Genomic DNA, 23,363 nt, shown 5'->3' on the forward strand with positions numbered 1-23,363 from the left:
AGCCAGCCGAGTTTTTGTACGGTTCGTAGCCATTTATCGATCTTGCACCGCTCCAATTCATGCGTAGCGTAAGCCTGCGACCCGATTGTCACCGATTCAGATACTGACGTCGAGTGACTGTTTAGGCCGTTTGTGGAAGCTGAGCCTCATTGACGCTGAGGGCTTGAGTTGGTCCGTGAGCTCACTTCGGCCGTGCAAAAATTGTTCGGACTTCGGTTTTCCAGTCGAGCAGCAATTGAGCGACGCAGTTGGAATGTTCAGGATTCGCATCCAGCCCCATTCGCTCGCTCGCGATGGTGTCAAGGTATGCGAGCCTGTCCGCATTTTTGTGGGCGAGGCGGTTAAAGGAATCGTTAGCCGCGCGCCTGCGTAAATCGATCGCCAAACAGAATAGCAAACTGGTTCATGGCTGACTTCCAGTCGAAGGCTGAGCGCACGTTTTTGGCCAGGACGTTGCGCAATGCCAGCCAGAGTAGCTTGATTGCAGCCTCGTCATTGGGGAAGTGACCGCGGGTCTTGATGATCTTGCGCAACTGCATGTTCAGACTCTCAATGGCGTTCGTGGTGTACACGACCCGCCGGATCTCGGGTGGAAACACGAAGAACGGCGTGACGTGCTCCCAGGCGCGCTGCCAGGACTGCACGATAGTCGGGTATTTCGCGCCCCATGGCCCATCAGCAAAGGCCTGCAGAGCCTGCTTCGCTGCCTCTTCGCTGGCAGCTGCGTAGATCGGACGCAGCGCCTGGGCGACAGCCTTGCGGTCCTTCCAGCCAGCGTATTCCAGGCTGTTGCGGATCAGATGCACGATGCAGGTCTGCACCGCCGTCTTCGGGTAAGCTGCGCCGATCGCGTCGGTCAGCCCCTTCAGGCCGTCAACGACCGCAATCAGGATGTCCTGGCAGCCGCGGGTCTTGAGTTCGTTGAACACCTTGAGCCAGAACTTCGCGCCCTCGGTCTGCTCAATCCACAGGCCCAGCACATCGCGCTGGCCGTCCGCCTGAATGCCCAGAGCCAGATACACCGCCTTGTTGCTGACCACACCGTCATCGCGGATCTTGACCCGCAACGCGTCGAAGAAGACCACCGGATACATCGTCTCGAGCGGACGGTTCTGCCAGGCCAGCGTTTCGGCCATCACCTCGTCGGTGACCGAGCTGATGAAATCGGGCGACACCTCGGTGCCGTAGCTCTCGGCCAGAAAGGCCTGGATCTCGCGCACGCTCATGCCACGCGCGTACATCGCGATGATGCGCTCGTCAAAGCCGGTGAAGCGGCGTTCGTGTTTGGGGATCAGGATCGGCTCGAAGCTGCCGTCGCGGTCGCGCGGCAACTCGACCCGGACGACGCCACGATCGGTGATGACCGTCTTGCGGCTGGCGCCGTTGCGCTCGTTGGCCTGGCCAGCGGGTTTGGATTCGCCCGGTGGATACCCCAGATGCAGATTCATCTCCGCACCCATCGCGCGTTCGATAATCGCCTTGTTAAACGCCAGCATCAGATCCTGCACCTCGGTCGGCGTCATCGGCCCCTTGACCAGCTCGTCCAGCAGTGCTTTGGGCAGTTCAGGCAGCGGCCCTCGGGCCGCTGCCTGAGACGCCACCGTGCGTTTCTTCTTCATTGGCATATCCATGACTTTTACCTCTCATGATATGCCTCGCCCACAAAATGACGGATAGGCCCAGGTATGCCGCGATTATCGACGCATTCGCTCCCTCATCCTGCAGCATTGAGAAAACGATGGGCAGGTACCCATAATATTCGTCGCGTGCCGCCGGGCTGTTCGCGACTCCAACCGGGTCCCAAACATAGAACAGAACTTCGTCCACTCGTCGGTACAGTTCCAGTTCATCATCGGCCAACTTGTGTCCCATCAGCTTTCCCTTATCTCACCACTCGCTCATCAAGAGACAGACACGGAAATTGTCCACGATCTAGGCGTCGGCGTCGACCGACCGCTTCTGGCCGACCCCGGAAATCCATCGGCAGACGACGAACGGGCCGCCTGGATCGACCCCCGAACTTCCCTAGTCGACCCGCTGCTGCCGGTCCGGTCGCCGCAGTTTCAAGGGCCGGTATCAGAGCGGAGCAGTCACTTCGCACCGTTGCTCCCGGCCATGAAAACCGTTTTGGAGAATATACAATCCCGCGCGGGCGTATCTGCTCGTCTCATCGCTCCTTCCTGAGGCGCTTTTGTATTTCAACTACGTCAAGCTCCGAGAAGTCATCGCTCACCCCCTCGAATATCAATCGCTGCGTTTCTTCGCTCAGGTCCGCGCGAACCATACCGAGAAATTTTGCTTCGGCAGCGATGATCAAGCGATGATACTTTTGATGCAAGCGTCCCTGTTCCAGGTAGTCTGCAACACGCTTCGAAAATTTCGCTTCAAGTTTTTCCTTTTGCTCACCCCGATCAAGCACTTCTGCTTCTTTATCCGTTAGTCCGGTTCCACGTCCTGCAGTGTTGACCAGATCCTCCATCTCCTGCAAATCGAGCGCTAGCCCTTGCGTCTGGAAAACACGCGCACGCTCACCATTAGCCACAATCACCCAGGTAATATCGCTCATCGCACATCTCCTTCACAGAACAAAGCATTTGACCAACCATTCGCTGTAGAAGTGAACGTCGCGCAGCACTGCCTCGCGTGGATAGCCCGCGTCTCTATCATGGCGCAACGATCGCGATCCGACACGGCAAAACCGCATCGAACCGACCTGGAACGGGGCAATGCGAGCCGATACATATCATCGGTACTTCCGATATTCACACAGGCCTGTCCAGTCCCTAGAATTTCTTCACCGGTATCTCCGGCGGCGCGAGACCGTGGCCTCCGCGTTTTGCCTTGGAGACGACGTATCGATCGACTATATACACAGTACCTGCCCGGTCACGCGACGCCGTCCTCGCTCGCTTTGTGACTCGGGGGGAATGAGTTTTCGCTGGCACACCAATTCGGAGCAGAAGACTGTCCTGCAAAAATCCGTGCGTATCAGCGGATGGATGCAAACGCTCCATATGACGGAGGCAATTTCACCATGCCCTTGCTCTGCGATATCTGTCATACCCGTCCCGCCGTGGCCCGTGTAAGCGTCGTGCAGAACGGCGAACGTAAGACCATGTCGATATGCGACTACGACTACCGACAATTGATGCGCCATCAGAGCATGGTTAACCCATTCGACTCGTTGCTGGGTGGCGGCTCGGGCCTGTCGCGCTTCTTCGGCGGCTTTGACGATGGTGACGGCGAAGAAGCGGGACTTGCCGCCGAAGTGCCGCGCGAATCGGTCGATGCAACCGACGCCTTTAGTGAACAGACGTTGGAACTGCTACAGCGAGCCGCCGAAAAAGCGCACGAACTGCGCCGGAAAGAACTCGATACCGAGCACCTGCTCTACGTGCTCGCGGATACCGACATCGTCGCCGCGCTGTTGAAAGAACTGAAGTTGTCGCCGCAAGACATCAAGGGATACATCGACGAGCACGCGCAGACGGGAACGGCCGAAGCCGACACGCCGCTCGACAGGATGACGATTTCCCCACGTCTGAAGAAGGCATTTCAACACGCGTTTCAGGCGTCGCGCGATCTCGGGCATTCGTACGTCGGCCCCGAACATCTGCTGATCGGCCTCGCGGCCGTGCCCGACAGCATTGCAGGCACCTTGCTCAAAAAGTATGGCGTCACGCCTGAGGCACTGCGGCAGAAGGTCGTGAAGGTCGTCGGCAAGGGCGCCGAGGACGGCCGTGTCGATACGCCGACGGGCACGCCGAATCTCGACAAGTTCGGACGCGACCTGACGGCAATGGCGCGCCAGGGCAAGCTCGACCCGGTGCTGGGGCGCGCACAGGAAATTGAAAGCACAATCGAGGTGCTCGCGCGCCGGAAGAAGAACAACCCCGTGCTGATCGGCGAGCCGGGCGTCGGCAAGACGGCGATCGTCGAGGGCCTTGCACAGCGGATCGTGAACGGCGATGTGCCCGAGGTGCTTCGCGGCAAGCGGCTCGTCGAGGTGAACATCAATTCGATGGTGGCAGGCGCCAAGTATCGCGGTGAATTCGAGGAGCGCGCAAAGCAGATGATCGATGAGGTCACTGCGAAACAGGCCGAACTGATCCTGTTCATCGACGAGCTGCATACGATCGTCGGCGCAGGCCAGGGTGGCGGTGAAGGCGGACTCGACATCGCAAACGTGCTCAAGCCCGCGCTCGCGCGCGGAGAACTGAGCCTGATCGGCGCGACGACGCTGAACGAATATCAGAAGTACATCGAAAAGGACGCCGCGCTCGAACGGCGTTTCCAGCCCGTACTGGTACCGGAGCCGACGGTCGAGCAGACCATCGTCATCCTGCGCGGACTGCGCGACAAGCTCGAAGCGCACCATCAGGTAACGTTTGCCGATGATGCGTTCGTCGCCGCTGCCGAGTTGTCCGATCGCTACATTACTTCGCGCTTCCTTCCGGACAAGGCCATCGATCTGATCGACCAGGCCGCCGCACGCGTGCGCATCGGCGCGACTTCGCGGCCTGCCGGCATTCAGGAACTAGAAGCCGAGATTGCGCAACTCAGGCGTGAGCAGGATTACGCGTCGTCGCGCAAACGCTTCGACGAGGCGAAAGGCTTCGAGGATCGCATCAACGATAAACAAAAGGCGCTCGATGAGCAGACCGAGGCGTGGCAACGCAAAACCGGCTCCGAGACGCTGGAGGTGACCGTCGAAGCGATCGCGGAGGTCGTCTCGCGCCTCACGGGCATTCCCGTGTCCGATCTGACGCAGGAAGAGCGCCAGAAACTGCTCAGGATGGAAGAGACGCTGCGTGAAAGAGTCGTAGGGCAAGACGATGCCGTCATCGCCGTGAGCGATGCGGTGCGTATGTCGCGCGCGGGGCTCGGTCAGACACACAAGCCGATCGCTACCTTTCTGTTTCTCGGACCGACGGGCGTCGGCAAGACGGAACTCGCGAAAGCGCTGGCCGAAACCGTATTTGGCGATGAACAGGCGGTGATCCGCATCGACATGTCCGAATACATGGAGCGTCATGCAGTGGCGCGGCTCATCGGCGCGCCGCCCGGCTATGTCGGCTACGACGAAGGCGGTCAGCTTACCGAACGCGTGCGGCGTCGCCCGTACAGCGTGATCCTGCTCGACGAAATCGAGAAAGCGCACCCCGACGTGAACAACGTGTTGCTACAGGTCTTCGACGATGGACGCCTGACGGATGGCAAGGGCCGGGTCGTGGACTTCAGCAACACGATCATCATCGCGACCAGCAATCTGGGTGCGTCGATCATCATGGAAAACCTGGAGCGGCCCGAAGCCGCTCGCATGACCGAAAAGGCCTTGCGCGACGAATTGATGACGGTGCTAAAGGGTCACTTCCGCCCCGAATTCCTGAATCGTCTCGACGAGATCATCGTATTTCACTCGCTGTCGCGCGAGAACATCCGTTCTATCGTTCAAATCCAGATTGACCGCGTCATACGCACTGCTGCCGCGCAAGGCATCACGCTCAAGATCGACGATTCCGTCATCGAGCATCTGGTCGAAGCGGGTTACCAGCCCGAGTTCGGCGCTCGCGAACTGAAGCGACAGATTCGACAGGAAATCGAAAGAAAGCTCGCGAAGGAAATGCTCGGCGATGCACTCAGATCCGGTGATACCGCCGACGTCACCTATGACAAAGACAGTGGTGAGGTCAAATTCCACAAGGTCGCATCGGCATCGAAACCGGCAAAGGACAAACCGAAAGCAGGTAACGGGCACGATGCGCAGCCCGATGGCGAAGCGCAGACACCGCTCGCAGATTCCGCATCCAGCAAGGGACGTAAGAAGCGTGGTTCAACAGAGTCTGGTAAACATACCAGGTGAATCACATGAGCGTTGTCTCCAATGGCGTGCTTATCGATTAGATCACTTTCAACCTGTAACCGACCTACCCGTTCTTCACTCGATCTATACAAGCAAAGACATCGGTTGTGCGCTCGTGTAAAGAGCGCACAACTCGTCAATAACTTTTCGACTCGAGACCGTAGCCGTATATGGAAATAGAAACCTCACCACGCCATCGATCGGTGCATAAATTTCTGGTTCGGAAACCTTAACGGAGTGCGAGATGACGACACGACGCGAAGTTCCAGGCATTCGCCCATATGACGGACCCGCGGGTGGGTGGGGCGCGCTCCGCGCCACGGCTCAGGCGGTCCGCCAGCAGATGGAAAGCATCTCCGCCCCAATTACGCTCATGCGGACCAACCAGCCGGATGGCTTTGATTGTCCCGGATGCGCGTGGCCTGACAAGGAACATCGCTCCACATTCCAGTTCTGCGAGAACGGTGCAAAGGCTGTCACCTGGGAAGCGACGACCAAACGTGTTCCTCCCGAGTTCTTCGCCAGCAACACCGTGACTTCCTTGTTGAAAAAATCGGACTACGAACTGGAAGACATGGGACGCCTTACCCATCCGCTCGTCTACGATCGGGCAACGGATACCTATCGTGCTGTTGAATGGGAGGACGCGTTTGCGCGCATAGGTGAAATCCTGCGGACGCTTTCGCCGGACCAGGTCGAATTCTATACCTCCGGTCGCGCCTCGAACGAGGCGGCATACCTGTATCAGTTATTTGCCCGTGAGTACGGTACAAACAATTTTCCTGATTGCTCGAACATGTGTCATGAGCCGACCAGCGTCGGCTTGCCTCGTTCAATCGGCATCGGCAAGGGAACTGTTTCGCTGGAAGACTTCGACTCGGCCGAGCTCATCATATCGATTGGTCACAATCCCGGCACGAATCATCCGCGCATGATGGGAACGCTGCACGAAGCGTCGCGGCGCAACGTTCCCATCATCGTGTTCAATCCGCTGCGTGAGCGCGCGCTCGAACGGTTCGCCGATCCGCAGAACTTCCTCGAAATGGCAACCTATGCATCCACGCGCATTGCCTCGACCTATTTTCAGGTTGACGCAGGCGGCGATGCAGCCGCGCTGAAGGGCGTCATGAAAGCACTGCTTCAGACGGAGGCGGAGCAAGGCAATGTACTCGACCGCGAGTTTATCGCCGCGCACACGGAGGGTTTCGACGCGTTCGCCGCTGATCTCGAAGCGACGTCGTGGGACGATATCGAAAAGGCGAGTGGCCTCACGCGCCCCGATCTCGAAGAAGTCGCCCTTGCCTACGCGAAATCCAATGCGACCATCGTGACCTACGGGATGGGCATCACACAGCACAACAAAGGCACAGCCAACGTCCGTCTGATTGCCGACCTGTTATTGCTGCGCGGCAACTTCGGCAAACCAGGTGCAGGCATCTGCCCGCTTCGCGGACATTCGAACGTACAGGGGAATCGCACGGTCGGCATTACGGAGAAGCCGTCCGGCGAGTTTCTCAAGCTGATCGAACAAACCTGCGGCTTTACCCCACCCTCGGAACACGGCCATGATGCCGTCCAGGCGATGCAGGCGATGATCGAAGGCAAATCGAAAGCGCTGATCTGCCTGGGTGGAAACTTCGCGGTCGCGTTGCCCGATCCGGAAGCGTCGTTTCCCGCCATGGCCGGGCTCGACCTGGCCGTCCATATCGGCACGAAGCTCAATCGCACTCACCTGCTGGTATCGAAGGAAACCTACCTGTTCCCGTGCCTCGGCCGTACCGAACTCGACATGCAGGCTGGAGGTCAGCAGTCGGTGACGGTGGAAGACTCGATGTCCATGGTTCATGCATCGGCCGGCAAGCTCACCCCGGCGTCGGAACATCTGCGCTCGGAGCCCGCCATCGTCGCCGGCATGGCGCGCGCGACGCTACCCAACAGCAAGGTAGCGTGGATGGAACTCATTGGCGATTACGACAAGATCCGCGACCTGATCGAGCAGACCGTCCCGGGCTTCGAAGCGTTCAACGAACGTATCCGGCATCCCGGCGGATTTCGCCTCCCGCTGCCGCCAACCGAGCGGCAGTGGCCCACGCCGTCCGGAAAGGCGATCTTCTCGGTCTATGACGGCGTCAAGGAAGACGCGGACGTGCTCGGCGCAGAGAACGTACTGCGGCTCATCACGATACGCAGCCACGACCAGTACAACACCACCATTTATGCGATGGACGACCGCTATCGCGGCGTATTCGGCCGGCGTGACGTGCTGTTCATGAACGAATCCGACCTCGAAGAGCACGGGCTCGAACATGGCGACCTGGTCGACATCGAGACTATCGTCTCAGGCAGACAGTTGCGCATGAAGAACATCACCGCGATCGTGTATGCCATTGCAAAGGGCTCGGTAGCCGCGTACTACCCGGAAGCCAACGTTCTGGTCCCGCTCGACTACATCGACAAGGAGTGTGGCACGCCCTCCTACAAGTCTGTGCCAGTCAAGGTCACGCGCGCGACGGCGAGTTGACGTTGTCAGTTGCCTTTGCGCACGGGGTTTGAGGACACAACCGCAGGCTCCGTGAGTAGCGGCTTGTCGTTCAGTACGTTATACGGGTCACGTCACAATCGATCCTGGCGAGTCATCCGGCAAATGTCGTCATCAACGGGAGCTATTGACCGATTATGGAAATCTTCGACGCCTTTCATCTCGCCCGGTTGCAGTTTGCGTTCACCGTATCGTTTCATATCGTCTTTCCCGCCATCAGCATCGGCATGGCCAGCTTTCTCGCCGTGCTCGAATGGCGCTGGCTGCTGACGGGCGACACCGCATACAAGGACATGTTCCTTTTCTGGTCGAAGATCTTCGCGGTCGGGTTCGGGATGGGCGTCGTCTCGGGCGTGGTGATGGCCTATGAGTTTGGCACCAACTGGAGCGGCTTTTCCAGCATCGCCGGGAATATCACCGGGCCGCTTCTCACCTATGAAGTATTGACGGCATTTTTTCTGGAAGCAGGTTTCCTCGGCGTGATGCTGTTCGGCTGGCATCGCGTGAGTCCGCGCGCGCATTTCTTTGCGACGTTGATGGTCGCAGTCGGCACGCTGATTTCCACGTTCTGGATTCTCGCGTCGAATAGCTTCATGCATACGCCGCAAGGATATGCAATCGAAAACGGCCGTATTGTGCCCGTCGACTGGTTCAAGGTGATCTTCAATCCGTCATTCCCGTATCGCCTCGCGCACATGACGATTGCCGCCTTCATCGTGGCCGGCTTCATCGTCGCGGCGTGCGGCGCGTGGCACCTGCTGCACGGCCGACGCGACAAGCCCGTCATGCGCAGCTTTTCGATGGCATTGTGGATATTGCTCCTGCTGACGCCGATACAGATCCTGGTGGGCGACGCGCATGGTCTCAATACACGCAAGTACCAGCCCGCGAAAATCGCTGCGATCGAAGGGTTATGGGAAACGGAGAAAGGCGGAACAGCGCTGAATCTGGTCGGTCTGCCCGACATGGACGCCGAAGTCACGCGATACGCCATTCAGATTCCGCACCTGGGCAGCCTGATTCTGACGCATAGCTGGAATGGCGAAATTCGTGGCCTCAAAGAGTTCCCGCCTCAGGACCGGCCTTATTCACCCATTATTTTCTGGACGTTCAGGCTGATGGCGGGTCTCGGCATGCTAATGCTGCTGACGGCGCTGGTCGGTCTGCTGCTCAGGATACGCGGCCAGTTGTACGAGACGCGCTGGTTTCAGCACTTCGTATTCTGCATGGGACCGTCGGGCATCGTGGCGCTGCTGGCCGGCTGGATCACCACGGAAGTCGGCCGTCAGCCGTGGACCGTCTACGGCGTATTGCGCACGGTGGATTCTCTGTCGCCGGTCGATGCACAGCAGGCGGGCGTGTCCCTGCTCATCTTCGTGCTGGTGTATTTCCTGGTGTTCGGCGTCGGCATCTACTACATGCTGATGATGATGAAGCGTGGTCCTGACGAGCACATCGAGCGCCGCGATCAACGCAAGCATCCCGTATTGCACAACCGCGCTCTCGAAGCGCTGGAAGGAGAATGAGCCATGCAAATCGACCTTCCTGTTATCTGGGCCGCAATCATTGGGCTGGGCGTGTTCATCTATGTGATGCTCGACGGCTTCGATCTCGGCATCGGCCTGCTGTTTCCATTCTTCGAGGCGAAAAACGACCGGCAAGTGATGCTCAATACAGTCGCCCCCGTCTGGGACGGCAACGAAACGTTTCTCGTGCTCGGTGGTGCCGGCCTGTACGGTGCATTCCCCGTTGTCTATTCGACGCTGCTGCCCGCCAACTATCTGCCGTTGATCCTGATGGTCGTGGGTCTGATCTTTCGCGGCGCGGCGTTCGAACTGCGCGGGAAAGCGACCCGTACGCAGCATGCGTGGGATCTCGCGTTCATCTGCGGCTCGGGGCTCGCCGCGCTCTGCCAGGGCATCGTGTTGGGATCGCTGTTGCAAGGGATCAAAATCGCCGACGGACGTTTCGTCGGCGGTCCGTTCGACTGGCTCTCGCCCTTCAGCCTGTTCTGCGGAATCGGCGTGCTCATCACGTATGCGACGCTCGGCTGCGGATGGCTCATCCTGAAGACGGAAGGCGAGCTGCAACGCAATATGCGCCAGTTGATGAGACCGCTCGTGTGCGTGCTGCTCGGCGCCATTACCATCGTGAGCCTGTGGACAGTGATTGGCCTGCCTGCCGTTGCGCATCGTTGGTTCGGCAGCGGCAACCTCGGCTGGTTCCTTCCCGTTCCCCTTCTGGTGATCGCGTGCGTGTGGGGAATCTTCCGTTCAGTCCGCTTGCAGCACGAAGCGATGCCGTTCATTCTCACGCTCGCGATCTGCTTTCTTGGCTACAGCGGCTTGCTGATCAGTATCTGGCCAAACATCGTGCCGCCCTCACTGTCGATCTGGGAGGCGTCGTCGAGCCCATCAAGCCAGCTGTTTGCGCTGGTGGGCACCGCCATCATTCTGCCCATCATCCTTGTCTACAACGCAATGCAATATCGTGTATTCCGGGGCAAAGTGCGGGAGGGAGACCCGGGCTATCACTGATCCCAATCGTTATTCCGGGGGACATGGACGGGCATATCCTTCCGGACGCCGGCCGACGTCTGAGTTGGCGGCGAATCAATCTGTACAAAAGAAGAGCACGCTATGATCCTGAGGCCGAGACAGAACTGGTTCAGCTTGTTGTTCGTCTGGAACGGTTCCGTATTGCAATCGATTATTCCCCAGCTTTTGTTCATGGCGGTCGTCAGCAGTCTGGCCGTCGTCACGCAGGGACGCATCTTTGGCGAAAAGATCCCCCTTAACACAACGCCCTTTACGCTCTTCGGGCTTACTCTTGCGATTTTCCTCGCATTCCGCAATACCGCAAGCTATCAGCGATTCGACGAGGCGCGCCGACTCTGGGGCAATTTGCTGATCTCCGCTCGTGACCTCACTTCACAACTGCAATGTTATGCGCCTCAGAGCGACGAAAGCCGTTCCGTCGCGCATACCCTGATTGCGTTTGTCTACGCACTCAAGCATCAATTGCGCGGTACTGATCCAGAAGGCGATCTTACCCGGCTTCTCGGAACCGACCGCGCCGGGAGATTGCGGGAGATTCGTTACCGGCCCGTCGCGCTTCTCAAGGAAGTTCGTCGGGAACTCGCTGACCTGCAAAGTCGAGGATCGATTTCGGATACGAAGCTCTGGATGCTGGATGCGCAAGTCAATGAACTCGAAAAGTGTGTGGGTGGGTGCGAACGCATTGCGTCCACACCCATTCCGTTTGCCTACAACGTGTTGCTGCATCGTACCGTCTACACCTACTGCGTTTTGCTGCCGTTTGGCCTTGTCGACTCGACAGAATTTTTCACGCCACTACTTTGCGTCTTCATTTCTTACACGCTGATCGCTCTCGAGGCGATCGCCAGCGAAGTTGCGGAGCCGTTCAGCGTTGCACCGAACGCGCTCGCCCTCGATGTCATGACCCGCAACATCGAGCGGTCGGTTCTCGAGCTATGTGGGTGCGAACTGCCCGAAGAGATCGTACCGGTGCGTCTATATCAATTCACGTGAATCTGCTCCAAAGCGCCCCGAATGACGCCAGAGGTCGCGCAAAGCTGCCCGGCCAGAGCAAAAGGCCGAAATCCTACCGGTCACGCGTAACAGGTTGGCGTGACATCCGAAGTCATCCACATCGACTCGGCGGAACTGGCAATCGACCATCTGCGAGCTACGCTGGCATCGAGAGACGAGCGCATGGCGCAAGCCCTGCATGCGAGCCTCCCGATTCGCATCGCCGTCGGTCACGAGTTGGTCAACAGCGGATTTGTCCTGCGCGAAAACAGCGAGATCGCATTCTTTCCGCCCGTCGCGGGCGGCTGACGAAGTGACAGACCGCCTTCGTTAGCGGGCACAAACGGCCGCCAGCTTGCCGATCGTGATCACCGCCTGCTCGATTTCGCTCGTCCACGGGCTGCTGTAGTTGAGGCGGATAAAGTTTCTATAAGTCGCATCGGACACTGAAAACATATACCCCGGTCCAATTGTGATGCCCTCATCGAGCGCGAGATTGTAGAGGCGCATTCCGTCGACCTTGGGCGGCAGTTCGATCCACAGCACATATCCGCCTGCGGGATTCGACATCCGCGTACCTTCGGGAAAGAAACGCGACACAACGACCTTCATCAGATTGGCCTGCTGTGCGTACGCTTTTCGGACCCTTCGCAGGTGATGTTCGTAGCCATCGCGTTCGAGGTATTCCGCGATCGCCTGCTGAGGTATCGTCGGCGACGTCAACGTATTCAGGAATTTGAGCTTTTCGACCTGATCGCGATAGCGCCCGGGCAAAGCCCAGCCAATCCGGTAGGCAGCCGTCAGGCTCTTCGAAAACGACGAGCAATGCAGCACCAGGCCCTTCGTATCGTAGGCCTTCAGTGTGCTCGGGTGCGAGTTGCCAAAATACAGTTCGTTGTAGACACCGTTTTCGATGACAGGGATATCCCGCTTCGTCGCGAACTCGACGAGTTCGCGCTTGCGCTCGTCAGGCATTTGAAATCCCAGCGGATTCTGGAAGTTCGGCATGACCATGCACGCAGCGATAGCCTGTGAGTCGGCAATCGCAGCCAGCGCGTCGATATCGATGCCATATTCGGGGTGCGTCGACACCTCGATCGCCTTCATGCCCAATCGCTCAATTGCGTGAAGCATCGCGTAGAACGTCGGCGATTCGACAGCGATCACATCCCCGGGCTTCGCGACAGCCTGAAGGCAGAGATTGATCGCTTCTGTCGCGCCGACCGTAATGATGACTTCGTTCGGATCGACCGCCATGCCATTCTCGAGGTAGCGACGCGCAATCTGGCGCACGAGATTCGGATTGCCGGGTGGCAAGGCGTCCGTTACGCCCCATCTGGACTTGCCGCGCCCGATGTCGTACGCGTAACGGTTGATTCGTTCGAATGGAAACAGACTGGGGTCCGGGTACGGTGAACCAAGCGGCAACGCGTCGTCGACGCCAATCGAGCGCAGCGTGGAAAGTACCAGCCGGCTGACATCTACCGGCGACGAGATCGGGATGGGTCTCGACGGGCGCAGATCGAGCGCCTGCCCTTCTTCGTCACCGCCCCGGAAGTTGGCGAAGTAGCCCGACTGCGGCCGGCTTGTCAGCAACCCGCGGCTTTCGAGCAACAAATACGCCCGAATCACGGTCGAGATGCTGATCCGGTGCTGTTGACTCGTCTGACGTACCGAAGGCAAGCGCTCCCCGTGACGGTAAACACCCTGACGGATCAGCCGCTCGATGTCGTCTGCGAGTTTCTCGTAAATATTCATTAGACGTGTCCCTGACACTGTACTGGTCGGACGGGCAGCACAGCCCAACCGTCCCGCGAACGGCCACCGGCGTGGCTTTTGCCGGTATCGAGATCCTAGCAAAACTGTACTGATTCACCGCCCCCTGATTTGTGCCCACTGCGATGAACGGGGCCGCCTTACGCTTTGCCTCATCGTGCATCGTTTCAGCTCTCAACAGTAGCGCGGGCCGATGCGTAACTATCGGAGGCACGTCATGTACGGATCAACATTGAAGGAAAGAGCCAACGCATACCGGCAATCACATGCCCAAATGCGCGCGTTGACATACCTCGCCTTTGATCTGCACGAAGCCTCGTGCGTATCCAGTCACATGCCTGTTGCCATCTCAACACGCGCCCAGGGCAAGGGCCGTACCGGCCATGCGTGGCTCGAACGGCGCAACCCGTCGAAGTTCGAACTGCGCGCAACCGGTGCGAAGGCGGGGTGGGCGCCATGAACCTGCTGGAGACCATGCGCATTTATGCCAGAGTGGTTGAACGTGGCAGCATTTCGGGCGCGGCACGAGACCTCAATATTGGCCAACCCGCGGTCAGCGAGCGCATCGAGCGGCTCGAAAAGTATCTGGGCTGCCGCCTGCTGCTGCGCAGCGCACGCGCGTTCAACTGCACGCCTGAAGGTATGGCCTTCTACGAGCGCAGCAAGAAGATCCTGTGCGCCGTGGAACAGGCCATCGCAGAAGTCTCAAACAACGGGCAGGATCTCAGAGGAACCATACGTATTGCAGCGCCCCACTGCTTTGGCGAGACCGTCGTGCCGGAGGCGTTGAAGGTCATCCGGGCAACCTATCCCCAACTGGATCTGGATCTCGTCCTGAACGACAGGGTCGTCGATCTCGTGACGGAAGGTGTCGACATCTCGTTTCGCCTCGGACCACTTGGAGAAGGCGCATTCATTGCCTGTAAGCTCGGCCAGATTGATCGCGCGCTCGTAGTTGCACCCGAATACCTGGAACAACATGGCCAGATCTGTACGCCGTCCGACCTGACGAACCATCCGTTCATTCGGGTGCAGAGCATGTTCGGCGCGGATCAGTTGCCGCTTAAACATGTAGACAGCGTCGTGGAGAGTGCTCCGATTCAATCGGCAGTCAAGACAAGCCATTGGCGGCCTATGTACGAAATGATAACGGCTGGCGTCGGTATCGGCGTTATCGAGGAGCCCGCGTGCGCCGCCGCACTCGCGGATCGCACGTTGATACGGATTCTGCCGGAATTCAATGTGCCTCCGCTTGATCTGCACATCCTGTTTCAGGCACAACGGCCAATCCCTTCCAGGGTACGGATGATCGTAGCGCTGCTGAAAAAATGCACGCCCAATATTCTCGGTCGGGTGAGCGCCAACGCTGGTGAAACGGCACGTCGAATTGAAGCACTGCTCGATGAGAGCTAGATCCCGACGCGCACAAACGTGACACGTCGAAATGCTGATGGCAATCACTATCGCAGGCAGACCGGCTTGATTATCGGGCAATTGCCCAAGCCATCAACACCGCCACTTCCGGATTGTTGATATCGGAAGAAGCAAGCAACCAGGCATCTGCCCGTCCGGCGCGGATGGGCAGTTCTTACGCTCGCCTGATGTGCTTGACAGCTGTGCACGCTTCGCCTTTGATGAATGAACAGCCGGCACGGTCGGCTGATCAGGCAGAGACCCGGCCATGACAACGCCAATCCATACAGCACTGTTGGAAACCGCCATCGACGCCCTTGAGCGTGCCGAGCGATTGCATCGTCAGTTCTTCCGGCTAGCGGGCCAGCCATCCAGGACACCTGTATGGGAACCGCCTATTGAAGTATTCGAACACGATGGCCAGCTGGCCATCGTGGTTGCATTGCCCGGCGTGCGTCCCGATCAAGTGAACCTGACTCTCGAAGGTGGAACGCTGATAGTCGTTGCCGAAAGGAATCTGCCGCAGGGGTTTGCGGTGGGTGCGGTTCATTGCATGGAAATTCCTTATGGACGCTTCGAGCGGCACATCCGCCTTCCGGCCGGGCATTTTCGACTCGCACGGCGCAATGCCGAACATGGTTGCCTTTTGCTGGAACTCGAGCGGCTCGGCTAACTCGCCGCGAATCAAGGAACGAAGATGAGCATGGACAGCGAAAGCGAGGCTCCCGAATCCAGTTCGGCGAGCCTTGAAACGGCCCTTGAGCCGGCCCTTCCCCAAGACACCCTGATCCTGCTTCCCGTCCGGAACACCGTGCTGTTTCCAGGCATGGTGCTAACGTTGACGGCGGGACGCGGGCAAAGCAAGGAAGACGTTCAGGCAGCCATCAAGCGCCAGCAGCCCTTGGGCGTCGTGCTGCAACGTGATCCGCACATGCAGGACCCGCCCTTCGAGGGCCTGAACACAATCGGCACTGTGGCGAACGTATTGCGCTATGTCACGAGTCCGGACGACGGCGCGCATCACCTGATCTGCCAGGGCGTCGAACGCTTCCGCCTGATCGCGCCAGTCACCGGACCCGACTACCGGGCGGCCCGCGTGGAGTTCCTGCCCGACAAGGAAACCGATGATCCCGCCGTCGCCGCGCGAGCGCTGGTGCTCAAGGAGCGCGCGGGCGAAATGATCGGCCTGCTGCCCAATGCCGGCGGCGAACTGGTAAAGGCGCTGGATGCGATCAATTCACCCGGGTTGCTGGCCGACACGCTGGCGGGCCTGATCGAGATCCCGCTCGAAACCAGGCAGGCGATTCTGGAAACCCTCGAATTATGCAAGCGCCTCGACAAGGTGCTTGACGCGGTCGCCGGACGTATCGAAGTCCTTCGTCTGTCGCGCGAGATCGGTGATCAGACGCGTAGCCGCATCGACAAGCGCCAGCGCGAGATGATGCTTCGCGAGCAATTGAGGACCATCCAACACGAGTTGGGCGATGACGCGGAAGGCCAGGAGGAAGCGCGCAAGCTGGCCGGGGCGATTACAGCTGCCAGCATGCCGCCCGATGTCGAGACCCATGCCCGTAGGGAACTCGCGCGGCTTGAACGGATGCCGGAGGCTTCGTCCGAATACTCGATCAGTGTGAGCTACCTGGAATGGCTGACCGAACTGCCCTGGCAGCTTCCACCCGAAGCACCCATCGACATCGCACAGGCGCGGCACATCCTGGATGATGCGCATTTTGGCCTCGACAAAGTCAAGCGCCGCATTCTCGAATACCTGGGTGTCAGAAAGCTCAACCCGCACGGCAAGGCGCCTATTCTGTGCTTTCTGGGGCCGCCGGGCGTGGGGAAGACCTCGCTTGGCCAGAGCATCGCCCGGGCGCTGGAACGGCCCTTCGTGCGCGTGAGTCTCGGTGGGGTGCACGATGAGGCGGAAATTCGCGGCCATCGGCGCACCTATATCGGCGCGATGCCGGGCAATATCATCCAGGCCATCCGCAAGGCTGGCGCGCGCAATTGCGTAATGCTGCTGGACGAACTCGACAAGCTCGGTCAAGGCGCGCATGGCGACCCTGCCGCAGCCATGCTCGAGGTGCTGGACCCCGAACAGAATGCCTCTTTCAGGGACAACTACCTGGGCGTGCCGTTCGATCTGTCCGCCGTCGTGTTCGTTGCCACCGCCAACCAGCCGGAGGGCATTCCCGGCCCGTTGAAGGACCGCATGGAGGTGCTGGATCTGCCGGGATACACGGAGGCCGAGAAGTTCGAAATCGCACGGCGCTTCCTGGTTCCGCGTCAGCTCGAAGCCTGTGGTCTCACGCCGGCGCAATGTGATCTGAGCGACGAGGCTTTGCGGTCCATCATTCGCGATTACACTCGCGAAGCGGGTGTGCGCAGCCTGGAGCGGCAAATTGGCGCTGTATTCCGGCATGTCGCATTACGCGTGGCGGAAGACGCAGCCACCCGCGCAAAGATCGAACCCGACGATCTGTCGTCGATACTGGGACATCACCGCTTCGAGAACGAGGTGGCGATGCGCACCAGCATGCCGGGCGTGGTAACAGGACTGGCGTGGACACCCGTTGGCGGCGATCTGCTCTTCATTGAAGCGAGCAGTACGCCAGGCGGAGGCAGGCTGGTCTTGACCGGTCAATTGGGCGATGTAATGAAGGAAAGCGCACAAGCCGCGCTGACGTTGGTCAAATCGCGTTGCGACGCGCTTCATATCGACTGCGCAGGCTTCGAAAAGCGTGACATTCATGTTCACGTGCCGGCCGGTGCGGTGCCCAAGGATGGCCCCAGTGCCGGCGTGGCAATATTCATTGCGATCGCATCGCTGCTGATGGGACAGGCCGTGCGCAGCGACTGCGCCGTGACGGGCGAGATCAGCCTGAGGGGCGTCGTGTTGCCCGTCGGTGGGATCAAGGAAAAGGTTCTGGCCGCCTTGCGCGGAGGCATCAAAACGGTTTTGCTACCCGCGCGCAACGCCGCGGACATCGAGGACATTCCCGCCGATGCACGCAGTCAATTGCGCTTCGTGCTGCTGGAGAATGTCGATGACGCCGTGCGCGAGATCATTGAGACCCGACCGGTCCCCTGACGTCTACCGCTCACGGTGAAGGTTACTCATCTTGAGGATCTCCTTTGAGAGCGCCGATGTTCAATGAACCATCGGCACGTGGTTCATTGAACATCGACGCAGCAACAGGCACGCTCGCGACATCGTCGCCCGTTTCAGGGTGGCGGTCAGCAAGCGCTTCGAGCATCGTCGCCGATGGAATAAAGAAGAGACCGCCCGTCATCGCGTGACTGTAGTCGAGCAAACGGTCGTAGTTGCCGGGTGGACGTCCTACGAACATGTTTTCCAGCATCTGCTCGATGGGCGCCGGCGAGCGCGCATAGCCGATAAAGTACGTCCCGAACTCGCCGGCACCGGGCCGGCCGAACGCCATGTTGTGTCGCAGGATCTTCACCTCCTTGCCGTTCTCGTCGAGCGTGGTGAGGGAACTGTGCGAACAGGACGGCTTCACTGATGGATCGAGTTCAACATCCGAAAGCTTCTTGCGGCCAATGATGCGCTCCTGATCCTCGACGGAGAGCGCGTTCCAGCCCGCCATATCATGCAGGTACTTCTGCACGATCACGAAGCTGCCGCCTTCGAACGAAGCGTCTTCATCGCCTATCGTCGTGAAGTCGACGGCCTCACGGCCACGCGGGTTCTCGGTGCCATCGACAAAGCCGACGATGTCGCGCAGGTCGAAATACCTGAAGCCATGTACCTCGTCGACGACCTTGACGGCAGCGCCGAGTGCGTCGAGCAATAACGTGGCAAGTTCAGAGCAAAGGTCCATGTGATCCGCGCGAATATGCAACAGGATGTCGCCGGGCGTGGCCACCGCGTGACGATTGCCCGAAATGATTTCGCGAAATGGATGGAGGCTGGCAGGACGCGGCGCACCGAATAGCACGTCCCATGCATCCGAACCGAAGCCGCATACACAAGACAGATCACCCGTGGGCACGCGTGTGCCCACCGAGCGTACCAGGGCAGCAATGTCCCCGCACCAACTGCGGACCGCGTCCGCTGCTTCCCGGCCAGCAGAAAGCGTCGCGGTTATGAAGATCGCGCTGCGGGTAATGGGGTGACAAACGGCTTGCGGTTCGGTGGCGCTATTTGACATCGCATTCAATATTGTTAGGTATCCGTATTTCGCTTCGTGACCGTTTTTCCCTGCTTCGGAAAGCCGCATCTTTCTAAGGAGAAAGCAGCGCTATCTTCACACGGCATATCACCGAACATATCTGCATCGACATGTTCCGAACAGCCTTCCTCATCCGATATTTAACATCGGGTGATCTCTGCAAACGCCGACGCGCACGGGGCGGATAGCGCCAGGTCTCGGACCGCCTTTCTGTTGATACTTCATATCGGGTTCGGCCCCTTTTGATTCTCCCGCCACGTCGCTATGATCGATGTAACCAACTTGTCCCCCATTTGTCGGCCAAAGGCGGAAGATGAAAGACCCGGTGTCATGAACCTGCTGGAAGCGATGCGCATTTACGTCAGGGTCGTCGAGCGCGGAAGCATCTCCCGAGCGGCCAGGGACCTCAATATTGGACAGCCAGCGGCGAGCGAGCGCATCGAGCGACTCGAGAGATTTCTCGGCTGTCGCCTGTTGCTCCGGAGTGCAAGAGCTTTCAGTTGCACGCCCGAGGGTCTGGATTTCTATGAACGCAGTAAAAAAATCCTGCACGACGTAGAGCAGGCTATTGCCGAAGTTTCTAACGACCAGCAGGCCCTCAACGGAACAATTCGGGTGGCAGCACCTCACTGCTTCGGCGAGACAATTGTGCCCGAGGCATTGAAGCTCGTTCGCGCCGCCTATCCTCAACTTAAGCTGGACCTGGTCCTGAACGACCGGATAGTCGACCTCGTCACTGAGGGAGTGGACATTTCGTTTCGTCTGGGACAGCTCGGAGACGGCGCGTTCATAGCGTGCGAACTTGGTAGCGTTGGCCGGATGCTCGTTGCCTCGCCCAGCTATCTTGCGCAACACGGGCCAATTCGCAAGCCGACTGATCTGGTAAAACACCCGTTCATTCGGGTTCAGAGCATGTTCAATTCGGAACAGTTACCCCTTACGCAAGTACAAAGCGTCGTGGAAAGCGTCCCGATTCGCACATCGATCAAGACCAGCCACTGGCGGCCAATGTACGAAATGATCGTGTCAGGCGTGGGTATTGGCGTGGTGGAAGAACCAGCTTGCGTCGACGCGCTCGTAGAAGGTCGGCTGGTTCGCATATTGCCGGACTTCGATATTCCTCCTTTCGATCTGCATATCCTGACTCAAACACAGCGCCCGTTGCCGCCACGGGTACGGATGATTGTGACGAAGTTGCGAGAGCGCACCCCGGAAATTCTCCGGACCGTACGCATCGCGATCGATGGTCACCATTGCCGATATATCGAATCGTCAAAGGATATAGCGGCCGTTCAGGAAAATTCACTATCCTTGGATAATCGCTTCAACGGCGCAAGGAGCTGCCCAGTGTCTCAACACTTGATCATCGCGGTCTTCGACAGTGTTGAAACCGCGGAGAAAGCAAGCCGCGATTTCAAAGAGTGCGAAGACAAAGACGACGGCTTCAAGGTGGAGAGTGGTATGCTGGTCCGGAAGGACGCAGCGGGCAACGTCACTATGCTCGAAAAGCACACGCGGTCACTCTGGGGCACTGTCATCGGTGCAATGACTGGAGCGCTCTTCGGAATGCTGGGCGGACCAGCAACGGCAATCCTGGGCATCACCGTCGGCACGGCGGGCGGGCTGGCTGAGCATACAATCAGAGACGTCCTCGACGACGAAACGATAGAAGCAATATCTGAGAAACTCAGACCTGACACAGTCGCGCTGATCGTGGAGGCCCAGGAAACTTCCCCGTACGAAGTCGACAACATCGTACGAGGCTATGACGGGACGTCTTTCGCAAGGAATTTTCCTGACTGGAAGCGCAGCTTCCGCTTGAGGCGAGGAAGGACATGAGCCAAAACATCAGTGAAGACATGGTTCGCACGACAATTGAAGCGTTCTACCGGGCGTTTGCCGCGAAAGACGTCGCGTTGCTGCGACAGGTCGTCACCCCGGATTGGCAATACATTCCGGAATCACCGGGCGCGAAGCCGGGAGCCGATCAGATGGCAGACGCATTCGCGCGAATGGCCATTGCGCTTCCTGACATGGAAATTACCATTCTCGATCTATTGACTCATGGTGACCGAGTTGGTGTTCGCGCGGAAGTCACTGGTACCCAATCCGGTGAGTTGCTTGGCATCGCGCCGAGTGCCGTCCAGATCAAATTTGCCATTCATTCTTTCCATGAGTTGCGCGGACCTTTGATTGCGAAAACATGGCATCTCGAAGACTGGTTTTCGGTTTTTCGCCAGATTGGGCAGCTACCCAGAAATCTCGATCATCATCCGATCTGATACGTCATCCTTCGCTAACTACCCGGCGCCCACGCACGCCGGACAAAAATGCCGTGATGCGCCAGCCGCACGCTTGCGACTTGCCTTGAGTCGGTCAAACACGATCTCATGCGCCGAGTTCCTGGAACGCATGACCATTGTTTTTCAGGTCGGCCAGAATACCCGGCGTGAGTTCGCTCTCCCACACATGCCCCTCAAATTGCCACTCTTGTGGATTCGCGAGATCAGCCAGCCCTGCTCCATTGCGTACATAAAGTCCAAGCGTTGGCTTCTCAAGATTGATGTAGAAATCAAATTCTTGCATGTTTGAAAACTCCATCGGGTCGATCGTCAAGCAGCCAGCCTGACTAATGATGCATCGCCGCAACAATCAGAAGATGAAAGGGCAAGACCAGCAGTGCTGTGCCGGCTACACCTAGCAGCCATAGTGCGATGAACCATAGCATGCGCCTACCAAACGTAGCGTCGGGACCATCGTCTACTTTCAACATAGAATCCTCCCGTCATTGATGATCATGCATAGCATAGGTCATCATTCTGGTGTGTCACTTCCGATTGCAGATATCGGAGAACAAATAAGCCCGGAATTGTCTCTGTATGGCGCCTACCGATGGATTCAAGCACCTCTTTCCCCGGCGGTTTTCTAATCACGGTCCGACCGGAGCGCAACACCTATGGCGCGTGGATCGCGCGTTTAAATATTAGCAGTAGTGGCCAGACGGTTCTCGAGGCCCGTCCTCAAACGATTCAACCCGAATGGACAACCGAGGACGAGGCAATCCGGGATGCGATCGAGTGGGGACGTCGATACATCGACCGCGAATTCGGGCAGCAGCAACCTCGATCATGGGTGGTGGTCCGCTCGCGCGCTGAGCAGTGGTTCCAGGGAGTCGAAGACAGAAAGGACCACTGATGCGGCCATCGCGCGACGACGCGGCGCTCATTCGCGGACAGGGCCACGACGGCACTCGCCAACGCTTATTTGCCTGTGTCTCGCATCTCTTGCTCGTCCACCGTCAAGACAGCCTCCGGGACGGCCTCGAGCCGCTCAAGCGGTATCGGCTCGCCGCTCTCATCAGAAATGCCGTATGTTCCATCCTCAATTTTCTGCAGCGCGCGTTCTATGTCACTAATCCGTTGATCGTTCGCGTTACGCAATCCTTGGTTGATCTCTTTCTGGGCCATTGCCTGAGCCGCGTCCTCGAACTCCTCGGCTTCGCTGCCGTGCTGCTCTTGATCTGAAACTTCGTTTGCGATCGTACTCTCCTCTCTGCCCAGCAACGTCGCCCGTAACGCAACCAGGCGGCTCTGCTGCCGTGCAAGAAATTCTTTGCTTAGTGTCACTTTCTGAGCCGACATAACACCCTCCTGCATCGTTCGGGACGTAATACGTACGACCTGGATGGATGGGCATCCATGCGACAATAATGAACGCAGGCACTTCAGTGCGCAAGATGGCCAGGATCCGTACTTCGTCGGAGCGCCTCCTGAATTTTGCGTCCACGCATATCATATGCGCGCAAATGCCTCGCACGGGCAACGCCGATCGCGGCGCAGATGCAACGTGCGGCGATTCTGGTGTTCGGTGCGCAGAAACGCCCAAGATGGTTCGCGTGTTCGAACTGATGCGCGCCATGACGATTCTCATCGCGCGTGGAGAGTGGCCGAACCCGGAAATCCATCGGCTGACAACGAACGGGCCGCCCGAACTGATCGCCGAACTTCCCTGGCGATCCAACTGAAACA

The 23,363-nt window shown here is 58.6% G+C and carries 19 protein-coding genes and 2 pseudogenes; 14 read left to right on the plus strand and 7 right to left on the minus strand.

All coding sequences use genetic code 11. The annotated features are described in order from the left end of the window. Window positions 1–353: 353 nt before the first annotated feature. The 3 genes from C2L66_RS35750 to C2L66_RS35755 all read right to left on the minus strand — a co-directional run bounded on the left by C2L66_RS35750 (window position 354) and on the right by C2L66_RS35755 (window position 2,566). Window positions 354–1,625: an IS256 family transposase gene (locus C2L66_RS35750; protein WP_409372583.1), complete on the minus strand. Its 1,272-nt coding sequence runs from the start codon at window positions 1,623–1,625 to the stop codon at window positions 354–356. Then, window positions 1,564–1,872, minus strand: coding sequence for a hypothetical protein (locus tag C2L66_RS41015; RefSeq protein WP_158512192.1), 309 nt, complete (start codon window positions 1,870–1,872; stop codon window positions 1,564–1,566). Before C2L66_RS41015 ends, C2L66_RS35750 begins: the two co-directional genes overlap by 62 nt. Before the next feature lie 295 nt (window positions 1,873–2,167). Continuing rightward, window positions 2,168–2,566 carry a host attachment protein gene (locus C2L66_RS35755; protein WP_054930863.1) on the minus strand — a complete coding sequence of 133 codons (399 nt, stop codon included), beginning with the start codon at window positions 2,564–2,566 and terminating at the stop codon, window positions 2,168–2,170. 468 nt (window positions 2,567–3,034) lie between these two features. On the opposite strand from C2L66_RS35755, the gene C2L66_RS35760 reads away from it, so the two are divergent. The 6 genes from C2L66_RS35760 to C2L66_RS35785 all read left to right on the plus strand — a co-directional run bounded on the left by C2L66_RS35760 (window position 3,035) and on the right by C2L66_RS35785 (window position 12,262). Continuing rightward, window positions 3,035–5,863 (plus strand): ATP-dependent Clp protease ATP-binding subunit, encoded by a 2,829-nt coding sequence (locus tag C2L66_RS35760; RefSeq protein ID WP_060608621.1) that lies wholly within the window; start codon window positions 3,035–3,037, stop codon window positions 5,861–5,863. A 244-nt stretch (window positions 5,864–6,107) separates the two neighbouring features. Then, a complete protein-coding gene (locus tag C2L66_RS35765; protein ID WP_060608624.1) occupies window positions 6,108–8,384 on the plus strand; it encodes an FdhF/YdeP family oxidoreductase in 2,277 nt (758 codons plus the stop codon). Between the two features lie 155 nt (window positions 8,385–8,539). Further along, window positions 8,540–9,928 (plus strand): cytochrome ubiquinol oxidase subunit I, encoded by a 1,389-nt coding sequence (locus C2L66_RS35770; protein ID WP_060608627.1) that lies wholly within the window; start codon window positions 8,540–8,542, stop codon window positions 9,926–9,928. Window positions 9,929–9,931: 3 nt separating this feature from the next. Beyond that, the gene (gene cydB / locus C2L66_RS35775; protein WP_060608628.1) at window positions 9,932–10,939 is read left to right on the plus strand and encodes a cytochrome d ubiquinol oxidase subunit II; all 1,008 of its coding nucleotides are present in this window, start codon (window positions 9,932–9,934) and stop codon (window positions 10,937–10,939) included. A 102-nt stretch (window positions 10,940–11,041) separates the two neighbouring features. Next, the gene (locus C2L66_RS35780) at window positions 11,042–11,953 is read left to right on the plus strand and encodes a bestrophin family protein (RefSeq protein ID WP_054930868.1); all 912 of its coding nucleotides are present in this window, start codon (window positions 11,042–11,044) and stop codon (window positions 11,951–11,953) included. Window positions 11,954–12,052: 99 nt separating this feature from the next. After that, window positions 12,053–12,262: a MoaD/ThiS family protein gene (locus tag C2L66_RS35785; RefSeq protein ID WP_060608631.1), complete on the plus strand. Its 210-nt coding sequence runs from the start codon at window positions 12,053–12,055 to the stop codon at window positions 12,260–12,262. 21 nt (window positions 12,263–12,283) lie between these two features. Here C2L66_RS35785 and C2L66_RS35790 read toward each other — a convergent pair whose 3' ends face one another. After that, window positions 12,284–13,711, minus strand: a complete 1,428-nt coding sequence (locus C2L66_RS35790; RefSeq protein WP_060608634.1) for an aminotransferase-like domain-containing protein — start codon at window positions 13,709–13,711, stop codon at window positions 12,284–12,286. A 474-nt stretch (window positions 13,712–14,185) separates the two neighbouring features. Here C2L66_RS35790 and C2L66_RS35800 point away from each other — a divergent pair, with 474 nt between their 5' ends. The 3 genes from C2L66_RS35800 (at window position 14,186) to lon (ending at window position 18,233) form a co-directional block, all read left to right on the plus strand. Continuing rightward, window positions 14,186–15,142: a LysR family transcriptional regulator gene (locus C2L66_RS35800; protein WP_060610495.1), complete on the plus strand. Its 957-nt coding sequence runs from the start codon at window positions 14,186–14,188 to the stop codon at window positions 15,140–15,142. A gap of 268 nt (window positions 15,143–15,410) precedes the next feature. Continuing rightward, window positions 15,411–15,815: an Hsp20/alpha crystallin family protein gene (locus tag C2L66_RS35805; RefSeq protein ID WP_082433815.1), complete on the plus strand. Its 405-nt coding sequence runs from the start codon at window positions 15,411–15,413 to the stop codon at window positions 15,813–15,815. 24 nt (window positions 15,816–15,839) lie between these two features. Beyond that, window positions 15,840–18,233, plus strand: coding sequence for an endopeptidase La (gene lon, locus C2L66_RS35810; RefSeq protein WP_060608639.1), 2,394 nt, complete (start codon window positions 15,840–15,842; stop codon window positions 18,231–18,233). A gap of 22 nt (window positions 18,234–18,255) precedes the next feature. Here the strand turns inward: lon and C2L66_RS35815 are convergent, their stop codons facing one another. Then, window positions 18,256–19,314, minus strand: a complete 1,059-nt coding sequence (locus C2L66_RS35815; protein WP_060608642.1) for a Dyp-type peroxidase — start codon at window positions 19,312–19,314, stop codon at window positions 18,256–18,258. Between the two features lie 351 nt (window positions 19,315–19,665). On the opposite strand from C2L66_RS35815, the pseudogene C2L66_RS41990 reads away from it, so the two are divergent. From C2L66_RS41990 to C2L66_RS35825, 3 genes and pseudogenes are all read left to right on the plus strand, one after another. Further along, a pseudogene (locus tag C2L66_RS41990) lies at window positions 19,666–20,565 on the plus strand (LysR family transcriptional regulator); the annotation flags it as partial. A gap of 318 nt (window positions 20,566–20,883) precedes the next feature. Then, a pseudogene (locus C2L66_RS41995) lies at window positions 20,884–21,174 on the plus strand (DUF1269 domain-containing protein); the annotation flags it as partial. Continuing rightward, on the plus strand, window positions 21,171–21,617 hold the full coding sequence (locus C2L66_RS35825; protein ID WP_060608645.1) for an ester cyclase: 447 nt from the start codon (window positions 21,171–21,173) through the stop codon (window positions 21,615–21,617). The pseudogene C2L66_RS41995 and the gene C2L66_RS35825, both read left to right, overlap by 4 nt. Window positions 21,618–21,723: 106 nt before the next feature. On the opposite strand, the gene C2L66_RS35830 is transcribed toward C2L66_RS35825, so the two are convergent. After that, window positions 21,724–21,921, minus strand: coding sequence for a hypothetical protein (locus C2L66_RS35830; RefSeq protein ID WP_054930877.1), 198 nt, complete (start codon window positions 21,919–21,921; stop codon window positions 21,724–21,726). Between the two features lie 306 nt (window positions 21,922–22,227). Here C2L66_RS35830 and C2L66_RS35840 point away from each other — a divergent pair, with 306 nt between their 5' ends. Then, entirely contained in the window at window positions 22,228–22,530 is a 303-nt protein-coding gene (locus tag C2L66_RS35840) for a DUF6566 family protein (protein WP_060608647.1), read from the plus strand. Window positions 22,531–22,595: 65 nt separating this feature from the next. Here the strand turns inward: C2L66_RS35840 and C2L66_RS35845 are convergent, their stop codons facing one another. After that, window positions 22,596–22,976, minus strand: coding sequence for a TraR/DksA family transcriptional regulator (locus C2L66_RS35845; RefSeq protein WP_060610498.1), 381 nt, complete (start codon window positions 22,974–22,976; stop codon window positions 22,596–22,598). A gap of 68 nt (window positions 22,977–23,044) precedes the next feature. Here C2L66_RS35845 and C2L66_RS35850 point away from each other — a divergent pair, with 68 nt between their 5' ends. Continuing rightward, entirely contained in the window at window positions 23,045–23,359 is a 315-nt protein-coding gene (locus C2L66_RS35850) for a hypothetical protein (protein WP_060608650.1), read from the plus strand. Window positions 23,360–23,363: the final 4 nt, after the last annotated feature.

This window comes from Paraburkholderia caribensis (assembly GCF_002902945.1).
Taxonomy (GTDB): Bacteria; Pseudomonadota; Gammaproteobacteria; order Burkholderiales; family Burkholderiaceae; genus Paraburkholderia; species Paraburkholderia caribensis.

Excerpts from the sequence above, each read along its gene's own strand:
- C2L66_RS35750 (WP_409372583.1), bottom strand. The coding sequence starts at position 1,625 with ATGCCAATGAAGAAGAAACGCACGGTGGCGTCTCAGGCAGCGGCCCGA.
- C2L66_RS41015 (WP_158512192.1), bottom strand. The coding sequence starts at position 1,872 with ATGGGACACAAGTTGGCCGATGATGAACTGGAACTGTACCGACGAGTG.
- C2L66_RS35755 (WP_054930863.1), bottom strand. The coding sequence starts at position 2,566 with ATGAGCGATATTACCTGGGTGATTGTGGCTAATGGTGAGCGTGCGCGT.
- C2L66_RS35760 (WP_060608621.1), top strand. The coding sequence starts at position 3,035 with ATGCCCTTGCTCTGCGATATCTGTCATACCCGTCCCGCCGTGGCCCGT.
- C2L66_RS35765 (WP_060608624.1), top strand. The coding sequence starts at position 6,108 with ATGACGACACGACGCGAAGTTCCAGGCATTCGCCCATATGACGGACCC.
- C2L66_RS35770 (WP_060608627.1), top strand. The coding sequence starts at position 8,540 with ATGGAAATCTTCGACGCCTTTCATCTCGCCCGGTTGCAGTTTGCGTTC.
- cydB (WP_060608628.1), top strand. The coding sequence starts at position 9,932 with ATGCAAATCGACCTTCCTGTTATCTGGGCCGCAATCATTGGGCTGGGC.
- C2L66_RS35780 (WP_054930868.1), top strand. The coding sequence starts at position 11,042 with ATGATCCTGAGGCCGAGACAGAACTGGTTCAGCTTGTTGTTCGTCTGG.
- C2L66_RS35790 (WP_060608634.1), bottom strand. The coding sequence starts at position 13,711 with ATGAATATTTACGAGAAACTCGCAGACGACATCGAGCGGCTGATCCGT.
- C2L66_RS35800 (WP_060610495.1), top strand. The coding sequence starts at position 14,186 with ATGAACCTGCTGGAGACCATGCGCATTTATGCCAGAGTGGTTGAACGT.
- C2L66_RS35805 (WP_082433815.1), top strand. The coding sequence starts at position 15,411 with ATGACAACGCCAATCCATACAGCACTGTTGGAAACCGCCATCGACGCC.
- lon (WP_060608639.1), top strand. The coding sequence starts at position 15,840 with ATGAGCATGGACAGCGAAAGCGAGGCTCCCGAATCCAGTTCGGCGAGC.
- C2L66_RS35815 (WP_060608642.1), bottom strand. The coding sequence starts at position 19,314 with ATGTCAAATAGCGCCACCGAACCGCAAGCCGTTTGTCACCCCATTACC.
- C2L66_RS35825 (WP_060608645.1), top strand. The coding sequence starts at position 21,171 with ATGAGCCAAAACATCAGTGAAGACATGGTTCGCACGACAATTGAAGCG.
- C2L66_RS35830 (WP_054930877.1), bottom strand. The coding sequence starts at position 21,921 with ATGCAAGAATTTGATTTCTACATCAATCTTGAGAAGCCAACGCTTGGA.
- C2L66_RS35840 (WP_060608647.1), top strand. The coding sequence starts at position 22,228 with ATGGATTCAAGCACCTCTTTCCCCGGCGGTTTTCTAATCACGGTCCGA.
- C2L66_RS35845 (WP_060610498.1), bottom strand. The coding sequence starts at position 22,976 with ATGTCGGCTCAGAAAGTGACACTAAGCAAAGAATTTCTTGCACGGCAG.
- C2L66_RS35850 (WP_060608650.1), top strand. The coding sequence starts at position 23,045 with ATGAACGCAGGCACTTCAGTGCGCAAGATGGCCAGGATCCGTACTTCG.